General features: G+C 30.8%; 14 protein-coding genes, 1 pseudogene and 2 other annotated features (1 of these 17 cut by a window edge). Of the genes and pseudogenes, 9 read left to right on the forward strand and 6 right to left on the reverse strand.

What is annotated here, in order from left to right:
• Positions 1 to 26: 26 nt before the first annotated feature.
• The 7 genes and pseudogenes from DQN46_RS06640 to DQN46_RS06675 all read left to right on the forward strand — a co-directional run.
• Positions 27 to 4,088, forward strand: coding sequence for an NEAT domain-containing protein (locus DQN46_RS06640; protein ID WP_111743462.1), 4,062 nt, complete (start codon positions 27 to 29; stop codon positions 4,086 to 4,088).
• A gap of 86 nt (positions 4,089 to 4,174) precedes the next feature.
• Positions 4,175 to 5,584, forward strand: a complete 1,410-nt coding sequence (locus tag DQN46_RS06645; RefSeq protein WP_111743463.1) for a hypothetical protein — start codon at positions 4,175 to 4,177, stop codon at positions 5,582 to 5,584.
• Between the two features lie 110 nt (positions 5,585 to 5,694).
• On the forward strand, positions 5,695 to 7,011 hold the full coding sequence (locus tag DQN46_RS06650) for a heme-binding Shp domain-containing protein (protein ID WP_111743464.1): 1,317 nt from the start codon (positions 5,695 to 5,697) through the stop codon (positions 7,009 to 7,011).
• Positions 7,012 to 7,021: 10 nt separating this feature from the next.
• A complete protein-coding gene (gene isdE / locus DQN46_RS06655; protein ID WP_111743465.1) occupies positions 7,022 to 7,981 on the forward strand; it encodes a heme ABC transporter substrate-binding protein IsdE in 960 nt (319 codons plus the stop codon).
• 106 nt (positions 7,982 to 8,087) lie between these two features.
• Complete coding sequence (locus tag DQN46_RS06660) at positions 8,088 to 9,062, forward strand: FecCD family ABC transporter permease (RefSeq protein ID WP_111743466.1); 975 nt, start codon at positions 8,088 to 8,090, stop codon at positions 9,060 to 9,062.
• A complete protein-coding gene (locus DQN46_RS06665; RefSeq protein ID WP_111743467.1) occupies positions 9,062 to 9,826 on the forward strand; it encodes an ABC transporter ATP-binding protein in 765 nt (254 codons plus the stop codon). The genes DQN46_RS06660 and DQN46_RS06665 overlap by 1 nt, the downstream gene beginning before the upstream one ends.
• A gap of 469 nt (positions 9,827 to 10,295) precedes the next feature.
• Positions 10,296 to 10,523, forward strand: a pseudogene (locus DQN46_RS06675) (transposase); the annotation flags it as partial.
• Between the two features lie 146 nt (positions 10,524 to 10,669).
• Here DQN46_RS06675 and cadX read toward each other — a convergent pair.
• Together cadX and DQN46_RS06685 are read right to left on the reverse strand one after the other, a co-directional pair.
• On the reverse strand, positions 10,670 to 11,008 hold the full coding sequence (cadX, locus tag DQN46_RS06680; protein ID WP_004632745.1) for a Cd(II)/Zn(II)-sensing metalloregulatory transcriptional regulator CadX: 339 nt from the start codon (positions 11,006 to 11,008) through the stop codon (positions 10,670 to 10,672).
• Positions 11,009 to 11,019: 11 nt separating this feature from the next.
• Entirely contained in the window at positions 11,020 to 11,634 is a 615-nt protein-coding gene (locus DQN46_RS06685; RefSeq protein WP_197712499.1) for a CadD family cadmium resistance transporter, read from the reverse strand.
• Between the two features lie 823 nt (positions 11,635 to 12,457).
• On the opposite strand from DQN46_RS06685, the gene DQN46_RS06695 reads away from it, so the two are divergent.
• Together DQN46_RS06695 and DQN46_RS06700 are read left to right on the forward strand one after the other, a co-directional pair.
• On the forward strand, positions 12,458 to 12,763 hold the full coding sequence (locus tag DQN46_RS06695; RefSeq protein ID WP_111743469.1) for a rhodanese-like domain-containing protein: 306 nt from the start codon (positions 12,458 to 12,460) through the stop codon (positions 12,761 to 12,763).
• A 94-nt stretch (positions 12,764 to 12,857) separates the two neighbouring features.
• On the forward strand, positions 12,858 to 13,154 hold the full coding sequence (locus tag DQN46_RS06700; protein ID WP_004632748.1) for a rhodanese-like domain-containing protein: 297 nt from the start codon (positions 12,858 to 12,860) through the stop codon (positions 13,152 to 13,154).
• Between the two features lie 129 nt (positions 13,155 to 13,283).
• Here DQN46_RS06700 and DQN46_RS06705 read toward each other — a convergent pair whose 3' ends face one another.
• The 4 genes from DQN46_RS06705 to DQN46_RS06720 form a co-directional block, all read right to left on the reverse strand.
• The gene (locus DQN46_RS06705) at positions 13,284 to 13,541 is read right to left on the reverse strand and encodes a metal-sensitive transcriptional regulator (protein WP_004632749.1); all 258 of its coding nucleotides are present in this window, start codon (positions 13,539 to 13,541) and stop codon (positions 13,284 to 13,286) included.
• A 143-nt stretch (positions 13,542 to 13,684) separates the two neighbouring features.
• Positions 13,685 to 14,713 carry a HAMP domain-containing sensor histidine kinase gene (locus DQN46_RS06710; RefSeq protein ID WP_040461492.1) on the reverse strand — a complete coding sequence of 343 codons (1,029 nt, stop codon included), beginning with the start codon at positions 14,711 to 14,713 and terminating at the stop codon, positions 13,685 to 13,687.
• A gap of 20 nt (positions 14,714 to 14,733) precedes the next feature.
• Complete coding sequence (locus DQN46_RS06715; protein WP_004632751.1) at positions 14,734 to 15,423, reverse strand: response regulator transcription factor; 690 nt, start codon at positions 15,421 to 15,423, stop codon at positions 14,734 to 14,736.
• An 82-nt stretch (positions 15,424 to 15,505) separates the two neighbouring features.
• Positions 15,506 to 17,062, reverse strand: a complete 1,557-nt coding sequence (locus tag DQN46_RS06720) for an SSURE domain-containing protein (RefSeq protein ID WP_111743470.1) — start codon at positions 17,060 to 17,062, stop codon at positions 15,506 to 15,508.
• Between the two features lie 257 nt (positions 17,063 to 17,319).
• Positions 17,320 to 17,537 (forward strand) — a binding site (T-box leader).
• 57 nt (positions 17,538 to 17,594) lie between these two features.
• Positions 17,595 to 17,694: a binding site (T-box leader), on the forward strand; it runs 134 nt beyond the window's last position.

Here is a 17,694-nt window from a genome sequence, read left to right on the forward strand (position 1 = left end):
TTATAATAAAGGAGAACCTTACTTAAATGAAAAATACAACATTATTAAAAGTTTTGTCTGCGACTGCAATATTCTCAGCAATTGCGGCAATCGAAGCATATGATCAAGATAACTTTACTTTTGCAGCAGAAACACCTGTTGTTGCAAGCAATTCGGCTGCAGCAACTGCTCCAACAGTTACAACGCCGGCAACAACTACTACAAGCACTACTCCAGCTCATAACGCTGAAGAACCTGCTACTGTAGCACAAGATGTTAAAGCTTTAAAAGATGGAGAATATAATATTACTGCTGAAGCCTTAAAATTCTATGAAGAAGGTCGCCCTTCTATGGCTGCAGCTGCAATCGACATTGATAAAACAAAATTAATTGTAAAAAATGGTCAATACTCTGTAAATGTTTCATTCAAATCTATCACATTTGGTGGACTTACTGGTTACTTAGGAAATTTAAAATACTATGACGGTGATAAAACTCATGAAAATCGTAAAGAAATTCAAGATAGCGAGTTTAAAGATTCAACTATAGTTGAGAATTATAGTGCCAGTGAAACTGACAATTTCGTAGATGTCTACAAAAAAGAATTTCCTGGTCGTACTGTTTATCCAAAAACAGTTAACTATAATGTAGATAAAAATAAAATCGATTCAAATAATAAACTAGAAACATATACTGAAGTGTTTGTTCCTGTTATGGCTTCAATTAATCCAGCTTTCGGAACTCAAAAAATGACTTTAAAATTTGATTTATCATCTTTAGCTAGAAAAAAAGTAACAGCTAATAACTATGAAGCTGCAACTTACGAAAATCCTAACAAAGACGTTGAATACAAAGGAACTATTAAAAAAGACTTCCCTATCCACGTTCAAGGACATTTAAGAAATGCTAACAACAACGATGAAGAGTCATTATACGGTTCTGCATTAGATAGCTATGTTAAAGTTGAAAAAGTTGGAGATAAATACAAATATACTCTAAGATTCAAAAAAGGTCTTGCTGATGTAGGTGGAGAATTCTATCCATTCGAATTACACAAAGTTGCATATCAAGGTAAAGATATTCCATTAACTACTTTGGCATCAAACGGTAATACTTCAGTAAAAGAAGGATCAATCACTACCGATAAACTATTAGAAAAAATTCAATTAGATGGTACTGCTCCATATCCTAACGGTGCTTTAATGTCACACTTTGTTACATTAAAACTATACTATGAAACAGCTACCGCCTATAAGGAAAGACCTGTAAAATTAGAAGATGTAGTTGCACCTGCTAAACCTAAACCAGTTAATCCTGCACCAACTACGCCAAAAGAAGAACCAAAACCAGCTACACCAACAGCTGCTGATCACAATGTTGATGCTGATAAAGTTCCTAACACTTTCCCTACTACAGTTAAAGCTGAATTAAATGGTAGAACAACTGGTACTGCTTCAATCTATGAAAATGCATTTGTTAAAGATGTAAAAGTTGAAAAAGTTGGAGATAAATATCAATATACTATACAAGTTAAAGAAGGGAAATCTACTAACTTCTTATTACGTAATAAGCCATTCACAGTTTCTAAACTTACTTATAAAGGAACTGAAATTAACTTTACTGAAGTTGATGCTGCTACTAAGCTAAAAGAAGGGAAAATCTTAACTGATTCTCTTCTAGACAAAATCCAAGTAGATGCTGTATTCAATGTTCAAACAAAAGGCGGTGCTAAACCTAGATTCGAAGACAGAACTGCTGAAAGTACAATAGCTTTAGACTTCCCTAAAGTTGAAAAACCTAAAGAAGTTACACCTGCTAAACCTTCAGTACCTGATCGTGAAGTAGTTGCTGATAAAGTTCCTACTACATTCCCAGCTACTGTTAAAGGAGAATTAAATGGTAGAACAACTGATTCAAGTTCAATCTACGAAGATGCGTTTGTTAAAGATGTAAAAGTTGAAAAAGTTGGAGATAAATATCAATACACAATTCAAGTAAAAGAAGGAAAATCTTCTACTTACTTACTACGTAATAAACCATTTACAGTTTCTAAACTTACTTATAAAGGAACTGAAGTTAACTTTACTGAAGTTGATGCTGCAACTAAACTTAAAGAAGGTAAAATCTTAACTGATTCTCTTCTTGATAAAATTCAAGTAGATACTGTAATCAGTGTTCAAACTAGAGGTGGAGCTAACCCTAGATTCGAAGAAAGAAATGCAGAAAACACTATTTCTTTAGACTTCCCTACTGCAGAAAAAGTAAAAGAAGAAGCTGCAAATAACTTAGTTCCAGCTATAATTAATAATGCCCATGAATCTAATAGAACTTCAATGGCAAATGATGCATTAGTACATGAAAAAACTCGTGTTGAAAAAGTAAATGATACTTACAACTACTATCTAACATTTAAAGACTTAAATATCGGGTCTCTTGTAGGAACTGTAGATACTTTAACTGTTGATGGTACTGCAGCTGAAAGAACTGATCTTGGTGGTGAAAGCCATGAAAAAGTATTCCACTTCACAAGTCCTGAAAAATTAACTGAAAAAACTATTACATTCTCAGTATCAGTAGACGGCAAACCATTAAGAGGTCATTCAAATGTTGCAGCAACACTTAAATTCAATTGGGGTAATGCTACTCCACTAACAGCTGATCAAGTAACATCATTACACAAAGATGAAACTACAAAAGCTCAAGCTGAAAAAGAAAGATTAGAAAAAGAAGCTGCTAAAGCCCAAGCTGAAAAAGAAAGATTAGAGAAAGAAGAAGCTGCTAGAGTTCAAGCTGAAAAAGAAAGACTTGAAAAAGAAAAAGCTCAAAAAGCTGAAGCTGATCGTCTTGAAAAAGAAAGATTAGAAAAAGAAGCTGCTGCTAAAGCTCAAGCTGAAAAAGAAAGACTTGAAAAAGAAAAAGCTCAAAAAGCTGAAGCTGATCGTCTTGAAAAAGAAAGATTAGAAAAAGAAGCTGCCGCTAAAGCCGAAAAAGAAAGACTTGAAAAAGAAAAAGCTCTAAAAGAAGCTGTTGAAAAAATCCAAGCTGAAAACAAAAAAATTGAAGAACAAGCTAAAAAAGATGCTGAAACTACTAAAGAAACAGTAACTAAATTAGAAGCTGCTAAAGCTCAATTAGAAAAACTAGTTAAAGAAAAAGAAGAAGCAATTAGTAAAGCTACTTCTGAATCTGAAAAAGAAAAATTAACTACAGAAAAAACTGCAGCTGAAAGAGAACTTACAGCTAAAGTAACTGAATTAAAAACTGAAACTGAAAAAGCAGTTAAACTTGAAAATAAAGTCAAAGAAATTGAAAAATTAGAAAAAGTTAAAAATGAAGCAGTAAAAGACATTGCTAATGATAAGTCTTTAAGTAAAGAAGAAGCTAAACAATTAGAAGCAATTGTAAAAACTGCATCTCTAAAAGATACATTAGTAGCCAAAGTTGTAGAAAATGGTTCAACTGAAGAAATTAAAGTTTCATTCGATAACACTGCTGTAAAAGCAACTAAATTCGTAGTAGAAAAAGCTAATGAAAAAACTGTTGCAAAAGTTGAAGAACTAGTTAAGAAAGCTGATGAAAATCTAAACGTTGTTAAAACAATCGATCTTCGCTTCACTGATGATAATGGAGCTGTAATTAACAAACAAGGTGAAACTCGTACAGTTACTGTTGCTGTGGTAGCTAATGAAGGTGAAAAACTAGAAGTTTACTACGTAAATGGAGACAAATTAGAAAAAGTTCCTAGTGTTTATAAAGATGGAAAACTTACATTCTTCACTAGCCACTTCAGTTTATATGCAATTGTAAAAACTGTTGCATCTAATCAAGATACTTCAGTACCTGTAAAACCTGATACTCCAGATAATAAAGTTACAAACAAAGAAACAAAATCTGAAACTAAAGAACAAAACGTAAAAGAAGAAGCTGAAGCAACTCCACAAAATATCTTCGGTGAAGTAGAAAAAACTGTTTCTCAAAATACTTCTCAAACTGTAACTAAAGGACTTAAACAATTAGCTAAAACTGGACTAAATGCAACAGCAACTGCTGGATTAGGTGTATTAGCACTACTATCTGCTTTAGTATTACGTAGAAAAAATAACAAATAATATAAAACAAACTCTTATACAAAGGGATAATTTATCCCTTTGTATAAAGTCATGTATAAAGAAATATAAGGAGAATTCAAGATAAGATGAAAGCAAATAAATTATTAAAAGTTCTGTCCGCAGCAACTATCATCTCTACTTTTGCTGTGGTAGAAAACTTTATACAAGGCAATACTACATTTGCTATAGAAAATAATGTTGTTGCATCAAAAGATGTAAAAAATCTTCCTGATGGAGAATATAATATCACTGCTGAGGCTCTTAAATTCTACGAAGAAGGTAAACCTTCTATGGCTGCTGCTGCAATCGACATTGATAAAACAAAATTAATCGTGAAAAATGGTCAATACTCTGTAAATGTTTCATTCAAATCTATCACATTTGGTGGACTTACTGGTTACTTAGGAAATTTAAAATACTATAACGGTGATAAAACTCATAAAAATCGTAAAGAAATTCAAGATAGCGAGTTTAAAGATTCAACTATAGTTGAGAATTATAGTGCCAGTGAAACTGACAATTTCGTAGATGTCTACAAAAAAGAATTCCCTGGTCGTACTGTTTATCCAAAAACAGTTAACTATAATGTAGATAAAAATAAAATCGATTCAAATAATAAACTAGAAACATATACTGAAGTGTTTGTTCCTGTTATGGCTTCTATTGATGAAAGATTTGGAACTCAAAGAATGATTCTAAAATTTGATTTAAGCAATGCATTAAATACGGTAACGAATAGTCAACCAACTCCAGCTAAGCCTGCAGAAACACCTAAAAATACTCAACCTTCTGACAAACCTGCAGATCAAGGTACTAAACCTACAAATAGCGCTTCTACTACAACTAAACCTGTAGTAACTACTCCTGCTCCAAAAACAACTCCTGCAGCTACTCAAGAACAAGGTGAAGAACGTACAGTTACTTTCTACGATAACGTAACTGCTTCACTACTAAATGCATATGAAGCAGGTCGTGCATCTATGGGGAATGCAGCATTAGATGGTATTACAGTTTATAAAGATGGCGACACATATCACTACATCGTGCGTTTCCACGATATTAAAATTGGAACACTAACTGACGGTATTAAACGCTTCTGGGTTAACGGAACTGAATATCCTGTTACCAGCACAGGTGGCGCTATGAATCAAGTTCAAACCCACTTCACATCAAATGAGAAATTAACTAATATTCCTGTATCAGTATTCGTACCAACAATGGAAAGCATTATGCCGGGTGCTGGTAAAAAAGATGCAATTCTTAGACTAAACTGGTCTAACGCCACAGAAAGACAAGGAAAAGCTTTTGTTACAGATGGTAACCCTGGACCAAGTGCCGCTGGTAATGGCGCTGGACCTTTAACTCCAAAAGGTGGACGTCTAAACAATGGACGACTATCTAATACTGGATTAGAAACATCATCATCAATTCTTGCAGGAGCTCTTACTCTAATTAGTGCCTTCATTGTTTATAGAAGAAAACAAAATGAAAAATAGTAAGATAATACCCCGCTAATAAGCATACTATTATCTACTCCAAAAGGCGGGAAAACTTCCCGTCTTTCTTATTAAAAATTAAATAATACAAAAGAAAGTGAGTTTATACAATGAAACGAATTTTAAAACTGTTAACGATAGTTATTGCTACATTAACGTTTATAGTTACATCTAGTAATGTTCCTTTCGTTAAAAATGTACATGCTGCTGACAGAGTATATAGCGTTCCTGTGGAACTATGGCACGCTGAAAATAGTGGTCGTCTTTCTATGGGGAACAATGCACTAGCTACACATGCTACTGTAAACGTTCATGATAATAACACCTCTACTATTTCTGTTCAATTCACACCGATGGATTTTAGTAATATGCATGGTCACTTATTATCACTAAGTATTTATTCATCTCCACTTTTTTCTGGAAGCCTAACTGCTGCTTCAGTAACAAGTTCTTATAATGACACTAATTTAAATGGAGGGACTAGTACATACCCAAGAACTCTTAGCTTTAACTTTGGAGAAGCTAAACCTGATAAAGTTGGTGTTAGAATTGCGGTTGATGCCATGAACCAAATTATGGGTGGTGATGCATCTCAAAATGCTATTATTAAATTTAACTGGTCAGCTGCTTCTTTAGTATCAGGTTCTGAGGATAATTCTAAAGATAAAGATAAAAAAGAAAACGATAAGAAAAAAGAAGAAAAAAATAAAGACAAAAAAGATGAGAATAAGGCACCTGAAGGATTTGTTGCTAAAAAATTAGAAGACTATTTCAAAGCTGATCAAAAAACAAAAAATCCTGGTCTTTATAACCTTGACATTACAGGTTCATATCTAAACCCTATTACTGGTGTTACTGCTGATGGTGGGACTAAAAACACTGCTATAGGTGAAGGTATGGTTCAAGGTGTCATCTCTCCTATTAATGCAGGTGGTGACTTAAACGAAGCTCTTAAAAATCAAAAATCTAATGGTGAAAAGCGTTGGTCTAAAGCTATGCTTCAACGTACAAAAGATGGAAAATTATACGCAACTGTACGTGTTCACCTAATGAATTGGGTTCAACGTAGTAAAGAACAAGGTCCTTTCATTAAAGTTCTTCAAAAAGATGGAGAATTCAAACAAGTTACTGCTACTGAAACTAAAGTTCATATTGAACAATATAAAGATAGCTATGTTGATTATCGTTTTGAAGTGCCAAATGAAAACTTCTTAGCTATGGTACAAATGTATATAGAACCTATGAATCGACCAGTTCGATATTTCGTAGAAGTTAATACTGATACTATTAAAAATGGAAATGATGGCTTAGATATGGAAGTTATTAAAGAAACAAACTACGTACCTTACTATGTTGGCGGAGGTATCGGAGTTCTTGTAATAGCTGCCGGAGCTTTCTTTGCTCTTAAAAAAAGAAAAAATAATTAGGAGATAATTCATGAAAAGAAAACTATCCCTACTATTTACACTACTATTAGCCAGTATTCTAGTTCTTACTGCTTGTTCATCACAAAATAAAGCTGGTAACACTACTGGAACTGATCCTAATCTAGCTGATAAAGCTTTTAATGAAACGATAGATTTAACAGGTGTAAATAAAGATAAAAAATCTGAAGAGGAAAATGGTAAACGTGTCATAATGGACTCTGTAGCTTTAGCTCAAGTCGCAAATGTGCTTGATATTAAATTAGCAGGGGTGCCTACTACGAAATTAGGTCGTATGCCTAAAAGATATGACAACACTGTTCAAATCGGACTTCCTATGAATCCAAATATGGAAGTTATCAAGTCAATTAATCCTTCTATTGTATATGCTCCAGATAGTTTGCAAGACTGGATAAAAGAAGGATTCGAGAAAAATAAAATCCCTTATAAATTTGTAGATATTCGTAGTGTTAACGGATTATACGCTATTACAGAAGATCTTGCAAAAGAATTTGGTAAAGTTGAAAAATTCAATAAATTAAAAAAAGAACATGATGAATTTTTCACTAAGTTCAATGAAAAAATTGCAAATAAAAAGAAACCAAAAGTTTTAGTTCTTATGGGATTACCTGGAAGTTACATGGCTGCCACTGAAAAATCTTATGTGGGTAACCTAGTAAAATTAGCTGGTGGTGAAAATATCATTAAAGGTAATGAAGAGTTTAAAAACCTAAACTTAGAAACAGCTTTAAACGATAAACCAGACTTTATATTACGAACTGCTCATGCTATGCCTGAGACAGTAACTGAAATGTTTAAGAAAGAATTTGAAAACAATAAGAGTTGGTCACACTTTGATGCGGTAAAAAATAATAAAGTTATCGACTTAGATAGCTCAATGTTTGGTATGACAGCTACATACGATTACCAAAAAGGATTAGAAAGTCTATACAGTATTTTCTATAGTAACTAATACTTAAAACCAGAAGTAGCACATTGCTACCTCTGGTTTTTTACATAATTTAAATTATAAACTACATATGTTATACTAAACATATAACTATATAAGGAGGTTCTTGATGTTTAACAACAAAAAAACAATCACTTTTTCTGTTCTTATTCTACTTTTATTAAGTACAGTATTTTTTGCAGCGAATAGTGGTAGTATAAAAGCTAGCGTTGGACAATTAGCTGTTGGTATCTTTACTGGAGAATACGCCAATGTTAATGCAATTATCGACGTTCGTTTCCCAAGAATTATTATAACTATATTAGTCGGTGCTGCTCTTGGTGTAAGTGGTTTATTACTACAAACTGTATTGAAGAACCCACTTGTTGATCCGAGTATTATAGGCGTTTCTAGTGGAGCTAGCCTATTTTTATACTTAGGATTAGGATTATTCCCTCAATTTTTGCTGTTTAAATCAGTGTTTTCTATCATCGGTGGTGTCATTGGTTTCTTAATTATTTATTACTTAGCTGGTAGAACAAAAAACAATGTTAAAATAATTTTAATAGGTATTGCTATTAGCTATTTCTTCACAGGAATATTAAATTCTATGCAATACATGAACCAAACGAACTCTACTACTTCATCAGCATTTAAAACTGTCGGTTTAGGAACTAAAAACTGGGATGATGTTTCATTATTATTAAGTTGGATTCCTATTTTACTAATTATCAGTTTCTTCTTAGCAAAACTATGTAATATCTTCGCTTTAGATGATAATATTATTAGTTCACTAGGAATCAATATTAATATGATTCGCCTGCTAATCTCATTTATTGCGGTAGCTCTTGCTTCTGTATCTACAGCTGTTGCTGGTGTTATGGTCTTTTTAGCTCTTATTACACCTCATATTGCTAAAATTATAATTGGTAGAAATCATATCTATACTATTCCATTTAGTGCTTTACTTGGAGCGTTTATTCTACTATTATTTGATACAATCGGTCGTGTTATTTTCGCGCCAATCGAAATACCTGCTGATTTAATAATGATGATTATCGGTGGACCTGCATTTATTATTTTAGTTAAGAAAGGAGTAAGTTAATGGAAAACATAATAGAAATTAATAACCTTACATTTAAGTATAATAATAAAAATACTCTTTTCGAAAAACTCAATGTAGATATTGAAAAAGGTAAAATTACTACCCTACTTGGTAAAAATGGATGTGGTAAGAGTACACTTATAAAAATATTAGCAAAAAATTTAAACTATAATTCTGGAAGCGTGAAAATCGAAGGTAAAGAATTAAATTCATATTCATTAAAAGAACTTGCGAGTATTCTTGCGATTGTTTATCAAAAGAATGAAACTCCAAGAGAAATTACTGTTTATGATATGGTTAGTTTCGCTCGTCTTCCTTATCAAAATATTTTCTTTTATAAACCTAACGCTAGTGATGTTGAAAAAATTGAATTTGCTCTTGAAAAAACTAATTTAAAAACCTATAGAGATAAACGTGTAGATGAATTGTCTGGTGGTCAACTTCAACGTGTTTACATCGCAATGGCGTTAGCACAAAGCACTGATATTATTATATTAGACGAACCTACGACCTTCCTTGATATAAAATATCAAAAATCTATAATGCAACTTGTTAGAGATCTTAATAAATCTTTAGGAATTACTATTATCATGGTACTACATGATATAAATCAAGCATTGGCATACAGTGATAATATTATTGCTCTTCTTGATGGAAAAGTTATAAAGAATGATAAAGCTGAGAACTTCTTTGATGAAGAGCTTCTAAACAAACTTTATGATGCTGATATCAAAATAGAAGATGGAAAAGTAATTAGTTGGTAACTTTACTAACAATATATGAAAAAATTAAATCAATCGCTATGTCTAAGTATTAATATTTAGATATGGCGATGATTTTATATCTGTAAAGGTTGTTAATGTTATTTCAGCAATCTTTAAATACTGTTATATCAACGTTTATGAGAATTTATCCTTCAAAAGGTAGAGCGAAAGCTAGAGTAGTTAATAAGTTAATTCAGCAATCTAATCTAAATAAATGCTGACTACTTCTAGCTTTCTTTGAGGTGCTAACTCTGCGCAAGTATCCGTAGTAGTTAACATTGACTTATGCCCCATTCTGACTTGGAGTTCTTTCCAATTTGTACCTACATTAAGCAACATTGAATCATGAGTGTGTCGGAACAAATGGAAACCATAATCTGGTGATCCTAGACTTACTAATTGAAAATGATAAAATAAGAATGTACAGTTTTGATAAAATAAAAATGTACAAATAGGTTATAATAGTGCATATTATCAGTTTCACTACCAGATTTGGCACAGCATTTATTCGACAAACCTCATTGAGTCTCTTAATAAAGAAATCAAACGTCAAACGAAAAAGAAGGTTTTTCCTAACGAGGAGTCTCTGGAACGTTACTTAGTTACTTTGTTTGAAGATTATAATTTCAAGCAAAGTCAACGAATCCATAAAGGGTTTGGCCAACGTTATGACACACTCGAAAGCTTATTTGATTAATACTCCGTAACTCTATTTGAGCGTTTACACATACTTATTGACAGTATCAACATGATACGAGTAGGTATTTCTTGTGAGTAAATTTCATCAAAAAATTTCATAGATAAGTCGTATATATAATCATAGTAAAGTAGTAAAAATAGTTGTTATCCTAGTTGATTAAAAAAATCTCTGATTTCCTCATCTTTTATAAAATAATATATAATTTTCCCCTCTCTTCTAGTGTCCAAGATGTTTCCATTGGCTAGTTTACGAAGATGGTGGGATGCAGATGCCATACTGAGATCTAGTAAACAGGCTATATCACAGACACAGAGTTCTTCAACAGCAAGGAGGTAAAAGATGATATTTATCTGTTTATTATCGGTAAACTTTGTTAAAATGCGAAGTGATTTTTGGACTTTTTCCTTTTCAAGGTAATTCATTGCGGTTGTAACATTTTGTTGATTTATAATATTCACTTGGCAGATACTATCTTTTTTCATAATATTTTCTCCTAGCCTAACATAGTCCATAGCATGTCAAAACTGTTATTTTCAATCAGGATATATATCCCCAATCCTAAATAAACAACGGCAATAAACCATCTGCTATATTTTTCCAAAGTTTCTTCAACAGATGGGACTTGTGCCAATTTTTGGGCAGAAAAAACCAAGAGATAAATCATGACTAGAAATGTAAGTAAAGCCACTATCAAATCCACTAAATTTAATGTAATAAAATATGGGACAAAGATACCAATATTGTCGGCACCGCAACTTGCAAAAGTAATCATAGCGACTAGAAAAATCAGGTTTTTATTATCTTTGCGCAACCCTTCTTTGGCAATAGCTTCTCCATCAGAATCTCCTAAAAGCAAAACTTTGAGACCTAAGAAAATTGGAATCAAACCGAGCAAACCTAAAATCTCTTTACTAGGAATATAATGTAAGACAAACGCAAAAAGTAAACTTAGCAATATTAGACTAACAGAGCCTAGAAATTGTCCTAAATAGATGTTAATGATGTCTTTTCTGCTTTTTCTTTTGGCAAAAAATAACATTAGGATAATAAGTAAGTCTACGGCTGTCCCAGAATACAGGATTATTGAAGTAACAACATTTTGAATCATAAAACACCTCATTCAAATATATTTTTGAATATATTATAACATTGAACTTTGTAGATGTCAACTTCAACTTCACCAAAATATAGATAAGAGTTAGTGTACCAAATATTAAAAAGTCCTGCCATCGAAATGATAGCAGGACTTAACTTCAATATCCAACTGATATATTTATCTAAAAAAGGTAAAGTTTTTATTAATTTGTAGTGCGATGTAATGAGTTTCAAAAAATCAAAAATCAATTAAAATCAATATTTTGACATCTATTGACATGTACTGAAACCCTTACTTAACCTCTAAAAAATAACAAATAGCACCTCTTCTAAAACTATTAAAATTAATGTTTTACAATATTCATTATTAACTTCCTTCAGAATTTGTTGAGTACTGTCTATAGTTACTGCAGCATCACTACTTTTAAAATATAGAGTATTAACTATGAGAAAATTAAACTATATTTCTCTAGAAGATTCTTACACAGCTCTTCGCAACTTGAACTTTAGTGAATCAATGATTTTCCCTCGTGAGACTGAAGAAGAATAAAATATAAAAAAGCTGACCTCAACTTAGATTATTATCAAAACTCTGAGGTAAGTTTTATTTTTTAAAAAACTAATTATCCATAAAACATAAAAGAATTATATTTATATCTTTTTTATGATATTTTTCAAAATCTTTTCAAAGTATAATTAATTCTCTTCTTACTTTCTCTAAAAATTTTTTGTAGGACTATTATTATCTTATTACTTTATAATAAATCATCATCCTTGACAAAGATTTCAATTAATGTTTTAATATACCCTATAGGGGTATATAGGAGGAAAACAAAATGTTTTTTTTATTCACAAAAATTGACAGTATTTCTACTACTGAATTAGAAAATAAATTAAAGGAAAATATTCAATTAATTGACGTAAGAACACCTGGTGAATTTAGAAGAGGCCATATAAAAAACGCAAAAAATATTCCACTAAATGAAATCAGCAACTTCACTCCAATAGCTGACAAAAAAATATATGTAATTTGTCACTCTGGAGCAAGAAGTAAACTTGCCGCAAAGAAACTTAAAAAAAGAGGTTTCGATGTTATTAATGTTCAAGGTGGAATGCATGCATGGCGAGGTAAAGTAGTTTAAAATCAGACTATAAATAATTTAACTCTGTTAAAAACACAACAATTTATCAGACTAATACAGTAGTTAAATTTAGTAATATTGAAAGGAATCAACTATGAAAAATAATATTTCAATGAAAGATTTTTATGAAAAGTATAATAATGAGGAACTTACGATTCTTGATGTAAGAGAAAATCACGAATATGCAGCTGGTTATATACCTTCTGCTCAAAATTTTCCTTTAAGTAGTCTTGGTATAGAATTCACTAAATTAGATAAAAATCAAAAATACTATGTAATATGTCAAGCAGGTGGACGTTCAGCTAGGGCATATGATTTTCTAGAGGCTCAAGGATTCGATATAATAAATATCGAAGGTGGTATGAGTAATTGGCCTGGAGAAAAAAAATAAAATATTAAACAATAAAAACAACCAAATTTTACTATATTGAAATTCTCTGTAATACAAAATTAATACATCATCAAAAAAAACTTGTTCCTAAGATTAGTTAGGAACAAGGCTTTTTATTATTTCTTTAAACTATTTACTCTTTACTATATATTTTATAGCTTTTTCTATTTTTTCTTTCTGTTCAAAGGGATTTTCTAAAGGATTATTAATACATTCCATAAGATTCTCTGTTATTAGCAACTCAATAACACGATCAACGCTTGAACGAACTGCACTTAATTGAGTTATTATATCAATACACTCTCTCTCTTCTTCTATCATTTTTTGAATCCCTCTTAGTTGCCCTTCTGAGCGCTTAAGACGTGTAATATACTTTGAATTTGCCATATTTATTTTCCTCAGTAAATTTTTTTTAATTATACCTTGAATAATTTATTTTGTCAAAACTTTGAAAATCCTGAAAATCTAATTTCTCTTGTTATTTCCAAAAAATCAAATCAATTAAAATACATTATTATATACTCGGTATATTAACAATTAATTTTCAAAGTAAATTTACTACCCTTTCCATACTCACTTTCTACTAATATGTCTCCATTTATTTGTAAGGCTAACTGTTTCGCTATTGCCAAACCTAATCCATAACCACCAGTTTTCATATTTCTTGATGCTTCAACACGATATAATCTTTTAAAAATATTATCAATCTCTTCTTCTTTTATACCACAACCTTCATCAATTATAGAAATAGATAATTCTTGATTTTGTATTTCAGCAACTATTTCTATTTTTGTACCACTTGGTGAATATTTAAATGCATTACCTATCAAATTCACGATAATTCTTTGTATTTTATTGTAATTACTTACTATTTTAGCATTCTCAGGAATAACTTTAATAAAAATATCTCTATTTTCCTTTTCTGCTCGCAACTTAAACTCTGACATACAGTCAATCAATAATTTGTCTAAAAATATTGTTTTATTTTTATCATCTTCACTAGTATCTTTTACACTTAAAGTTAAATAATTTAATTCTTCAACAAGTTTATTCAATCTTGTTGTTTGACGACAAATTGTTTCTAGATAATATTTATATTCTTCTCCTTTTATTATTCCGTCTAACATTCCTTCTGCCGTTGATTGAATTGAAGTTATAGGAGTTTTAATATCATGTGATAATTGGGCTATCATAAGGGATTTTTCTTTTTCACTTTCTTCCAATGATTCAAAACTTTCTTTTAAATGTTTTGCCATTTCATTGAATGATAACGATAATTCTCTAAACTCAGTAGGACCTTCTACAGTATTACTAATATCAAAATTTTTCTCACTTATACTAATCGTTTGTCTCTTTAGAACACGTAATGACTTAAATACACCTTTTAATAATATAATACTAATTGTAGCTCCAATTAGCCCCGCAATTATTGTAATCACAACTATAAAATATGTATCTTTTTTTTCAATTAACATTAAATTTGAAGCCCAAAAAACAGCCATAATAGTTATTAAAAATGATAAAATATATCCAACAATAATATAATCTCTTAATTTCATACTATATTTCCTTTCCATTTTTAAACTTGTTTTTCCATTTTGTATCCTAGACCCCATACAGTTTTTACACTTGGTGTTTTTTTTGTCGAATATTTCGTTAAAATTCTTCTTAAAGAGTGTATATGCACATTTAGCGTGTTTGCATCTTCTACATATTCATCTTGCCAAATTTTTTCATACAATTCTGTTTTAGAAAAAACACGATCCGGATTATTAGCCAGTAGCCATAATAATTCAAAAGATTTCACGGTTAGTTCTAATTGTCTATCATTTACCATAGCAATTCTACTACTATAGTTAATTTCTAAATCACCTAGAGTTGAAATATTTTCACTACTATTTTTTTCAATTCTACGTAGTATATTTTTAACTCTTAAAACTAATTCTCTTGGACTAAATGGTTTTACTATATAATCATCTGCTCCCAAACTTAAAGCGTAGATTTTATCTGGCTCTGTTGTTTTCGCTGTTATGAATAAAAATGGTTGTTCCTCATCTAAATACTGTACTTCGCTGATTAAATCATAGCCATCCATATTTGGCATCATTATATCTGTAATTATTAAAGAATATTTATTTTTCTTGTATTTCTCTAAAGCTTCTTTACCATCATTAGCGATATCAACATCATATCCATCTTGCTCTAAATATCGTTTATTTATCTCCGTTATTTCTATTTCATCATCTACTAATAAAATTTTATTAACCATATTTAACTCCTCTTATCAAAATAGTACTATACAATAAAAGTATAGCACTATTTCGATAAAATCTACAAGTTTATTTTATTTATTAATTATTTTTTCTTCTGAATCCTAATAGACCTAAGAAGCTTGCAATGATTAATCCTAGTATTCCAGTATTTGATGAATTTGTTGAACTCATTGTTCCTTCAGGTGCCGCACTTGTTTTTGGTAGCATACCTTTTTTCATCATTCCATTACTCATATGAGTATTCATAGTCATATTATCTTGCGTAATATCTTTATTCATATGAGAATCCATAGTCATATTTTCTGGCATCATATCTTCACCTGGTTTCATATCCATTTGCTTAGTTTCTTTATGTAGATTTATAGTCACTTCTTTTGTTGCTACTACGTTTGTTAGATCCGCTTTTCCGTCTTTTTCACCGTATACTTTGATTGTTGCTTTGTAGCTTTGTGTTCCATTAGCTTTTAATAAATCTAGTAATTCTTTATCTGATTTTCCTTTTGTTCCTTCTAGGTCTACTTCATAGAAGTATAATCCTTTTCCTAGTTTTTCTAATGGTAATAATGCTGGATTTTTCGCTGATCCATTATCTGACCATGGTGCCTTATCTGATGATTTTAAGATTAATCTTGTTAACATTCCATTTCCACCGAAGAATTCATAAGGAATTACTTGGTTTACTCCTGCTGTGAATGGTCCTGGGAAGTTTGCTTTATCTAAGTATTTAGCTGGTACATCTACTGTATCTTTTGTATTCTCCATTACTGCTTTTTTAACTTCATTAACACTTGTAAGACCATTTAGATTTACATTTACATCTTTTGTCGCTACTACGTTTGTTAGATCCGCTTTTCCGTCTTTTTCACCGTATACTTTGATTGTTGCTTTGTAGCTTTGTGTTCCATTAGCTTTTAATAAATCTAGTAATTCTTTATCCGATTTTCCTTTTGTTCCTTCTAGGTCTACTTCATAGAAGTATAATCCTTTTCCTAGTTTTTCTAATGGTAATAATGCTGGATTTTTCGCTGATCCGTTATCTGACCATGGTGCTTTATCAGATGATTTTAAGATTAAGCGAGTTAACATTCCATCTCCACCGAAGAATTCATAAGGAATTACTTGGTTTACTCCTGCTGTGAATGGTCCTGGGAAGTTTGCTTTATCTAAGTATTTAGCTGGTACATCGATTGTATCTTTTGTATTCTCCATTACTGCTTTTTTAACTTCAACTGGAGTTGTTTGTGATTCTGCTACATCTTTTGCCTGTTTTATTAAATTATTCACATCAGTTTCTTTTGATTCAATACTTACTTCTTTTTCTGATTTTACTTCAGATTGTTTCTCAGCACTTACAACATTTTTTGCTTCAACTGTACTTTTCTCAACTTGTTTTGTTTCTTTTCCTACAGTATTTACTTTGTTTTCAATTACTTTAGATTCAGTTGCATCATCTACTTGTTTATTTTCTACATTTTGAACTACAGGAGCTTTATCTTGTAAATCACTCGCATGAGCTTCTCCACTGCCAACAACTATAAAAATTCCGCTAGCAATTGCAGCTGACACCACACCAACACTAACTTTTCTGATTGCCCATTTTGTAAAATTTTCTGATTTAATAAAGTTATTTTTCATTTGTATTTTTCTCCTCTTATTAATACTTTATTATCAAAACTTTTTGTTTGATGAATACAGTATACCTTATGGATATTAACTAACTATTAGTAAAAGTTAAAATATTTCTTAAATAGTTATTATTAAAATATTATCTTTAAAATATATTAATATATATGATCTTCCTTAGATTTCTGACAATTCCGAAAAAAGTTTTAATTTTTTACCAAAAAGTATTGACAAAAAAAAAATCTTATGTTACTATTCCTTTAACAGTTTTAAAAGCGATGAAGTGAAGAGCAATATTACTTAATTGTTAGAGACCTTTTGGTTGGTGAAAAAAAGGATTTGAGTATATTGTAAATGGTCACAGAGCTAAACTAATGAGTAGTAATGAGTTAGTTTCGGTTGATTACCGTTAACAATCGTAGAGGTAAAATTAAAGTTTATTTAAGATTATAAAATTGGGTGGTAACACGGTCATTTCGTCCCTTGTGTTACTACCCTTTTGTCGTATTTAAGACTGAATAAAAAATATTTTATACAAATTAATATAATAACTATGAAAAGATGAGTAGAAAAAAGGATTTACACCAGAGAGTCTCAGTTGCTGAAAAGAGATTAATGAATTTTTTTGAATATGGTCTTTGAGT

Origin of the sequence: Gemella morbillorum (assembly GCF_900476045.1) — a bacterium.
GTDB classification, from domain to species: Bacteria; Bacillota; Bacilli; order Staphylococcales; family Gemellaceae; genus Gemella; species Gemella morbillorum.

Excerpts from the sequence above, each read along its gene's own strand:
- DQN46_RS06715 (WP_004632751.1), bottom strand. The coding sequence starts at position 15,423 with ATGGTTAATAAAATTTTATTAGTAGATGATGAAATAGAAATAACGGAG.
- cadX (WP_004632745.1), bottom strand. The coding sequence starts at position 11,008 with ATGAAAAAAGATAGTATCTGCCAAGTGAATATTATAAATCAACAAAAT.
- DQN46_RS06660 (WP_111743466.1), top strand. The coding sequence starts at position 8,088 with ATGTTTAACAACAAAAAAACAATCACTTTTTCTGTTCTTATTCTACTT.
- DQN46_RS06650 (WP_111743464.1), top strand. The coding sequence starts at position 5,695 with ATGAAACGAATTTTAAAACTGTTAACGATAGTTATTGCTACATTAACG.
- DQN46_RS06685 (WP_197712499.1), bottom strand. The coding sequence starts at position 11,634 with ATGATTCAAAATGTTGTTACTTCAATAATCCTGTATTCTGGGACAGCC.
- DQN46_RS06710 (WP_040461492.1), bottom strand. The coding sequence starts at position 14,713 with ATGAAATTAAGAGATTATATTATTGTTGGATATATTTTATCATTTTTA.
- DQN46_RS06645 (WP_111743463.1), top strand. The coding sequence starts at position 4,175 with ATGAAAGCAAATAAATTATTAAAAGTTCTGTCCGCAGCAACTATCATC.
- DQN46_RS06720 (WP_111743470.1), bottom strand. The coding sequence starts at position 17,062 with ATGAAAAATAACTTTATTAAATCAGAAAATTTTACAAAATGGGCAATC.
- DQN46_RS06640 (WP_111743462.1), top strand. The coding sequence starts at position 27 with ATGAAAAATACAACATTATTAAAAGTTTTGTCTGCGACTGCAATATTC.
- DQN46_RS06695 (WP_111743469.1), top strand. The coding sequence starts at position 12,458 with ATGTTTTTTTTATTCACAAAAATTGACAGTATTTCTACTACTGAATTA.
- DQN46_RS06705 (WP_004632749.1), bottom strand. The coding sequence starts at position 13,541 with ATGGCAAATTCAAAGTATATTACACGTCTTAAGCGCTCAGAAGGGCAA.
- DQN46_RS06665 (WP_111743467.1), top strand. The coding sequence starts at position 9,062 with ATGGAAAACATAATAGAAATTAATAACCTTACATTTAAGTATAATAAT.
- isdE (WP_111743465.1), top strand. The coding sequence starts at position 7,022 with ATGAAAAGAAAACTATCCCTACTATTTACACTACTATTAGCCAGTATT.
- DQN46_RS06700 (WP_004632748.1), top strand. The coding sequence starts at position 12,858 with ATGAAAAATAATATTTCAATGAAAGATTTTTATGAAAAGTATAATAAT.